This is a genomic window from Massilimicrobiota sp. An105, from assembly GCF_002161155.1.
In the GTDB taxonomy this organism is placed as follows: Bacteria; Bacillota_I; Bacilli_A; order Erysipelotrichales; family Coprobacillaceae; genus Allocoprobacillus; species Allocoprobacillus merdigallinarum.
Genome location: NZ_NFLY01000106.1, coordinates 1 through 1,512 on the forward strand (window position 1 = coordinate 1; position 1,512 = coordinate 1,512).

Below are 1,512 nucleotides of genomic sequence, written 5' to 3' on the forward strand. Positions count from 1 at the left end.
TTCATGCAGATGCATGACAGTTCATCATCTCCATCAGCCTCCGCTATTTCACTTAATATGTATCCGTCAAGTTCCATTTCACATCCGCATCTGTCACATTTCATAAGTACCTTATCTGACTCATATGTGTCATCATGGAGAAGCATTTCATCAACTTCTTCTGGCGTTAATGGTTTGACTTCTGAGATATTTTGATGTGTAGATGCATCTTTCTTTGTACGGGATGTCATTCTTCCGTCCTCCTTCAAAGGGATTATATGTTTCAGCATAATTCATGATCATTCCACATCTGCATTTGATGGGATCCCTCTGAAATGATTGTATCATAAAATAACGGAAATGTGTCTTCTGGATTTGAATTTTTGCGATGGCCTGTCTTTCCTTCTTGTACTGTGTTTCCTTTTTCTGCTTATGAGCCAGAAGCTCAGCCATTCTATTGTAATGTCTGGTCGACCTGTTGGAATAGAATCCATAGTAGCGAGTCATCTTGAAGTTTTCATCCGGACAGTGTCTGATGACTTTTTGGATGAATCTCTCAACTCTTTCAGTGACATCGATTCTTTTGTCATCCTCATGACGATTATAGAACCAATGAATCATTTTGGTCGTGTCATTATATTCTACAATTCTGCTTTCTGCCATGACAGGTCTGTTGGTATAGCGTGTTATATATGCGACGGTATCATCAACATCATCTTCGCTCTGGTCTTTTTTTGGTTCTTTGGCATAGACATAGAAACCGTCGGGATAGTTTTTATAAAGGTAATTTTTAAGTGCATGGAATTGTCTTGTGTTGATTTTCCTGTCAAGAAGGTCAAGGATTTGATACATCCAGGTTTTTCTGAGCTTATTGAAATCCATATAGGCAAGGCTTTTAATGCAGTCCTTCCTGAGATTGAGGGCATCCTGACAGACAAGCATGTGGATATGAGGATTGAATTCAAGGGGTCTGCCAAAAGTATGAAGGGTAGAAATGGCACCAAAAACAACATTATCCTTTGTATCCTTATAGAGATAGGGGGAAGAGGATTTTCGGAGCTTTCTGTGTTTTTCGAGTCTTTTGTTTTTTCTGAATTTAGCATCGTTGGCAAGAGCGCTGATGGTATTTCTGGAAGCGATGAATAAAAGGTCGAGGAGAGAACGATCTCTGATGAAATAATCACGGAGCTCTTGGGCGACAGTAAAAACGATATGGCGATGCTTGCAGGAGAAAGTCATGGCAGAGATGGAAATGGAACGCTGTTTAGCTGATTTAGCGGCACACTTAGAGCAGAACCTGGATTTGCAGGTATGAGGGATGGTCGTTTCAAAACCGCAGTCAGGACATTCATACGTATCAAAACCAAGATAGACGGAACCACAGAGGATAGTATCGAGAATATTCTTATAAGTTACATCACGCATTCTATTGTCATTGTAAAGCTTAGTAATATAATCGATATTATCAAAAAAAATATAACCAAAAGATTCTTTAGTATTCTTTCTTATATAAGAAGATAAGACAGCAGAATC

General features: G+C 39.0%; 2 protein-coding genes. Both read right to left on the bottom strand.

The genetic code is table 11. The features are described from left to right. On the bottom strand, window positions 1-230 hold a 230-nt coding region (locus tag B5E48_RS13540; RefSeq protein WP_143747036.1), incomplete at its 3' end, for a hypothetical protein. Continuing rightward, window positions 151-1,512, bottom strand: a 1,362-nt coding sequence (locus tag B5E48_RS13395) for an IS91 family transposase (protein ID WP_087305643.1), incomplete at its 5' end; no start/stop codon positions are given. The genes B5E48_RS13540 and B5E48_RS13395, both read right to left, overlap by 80 nt.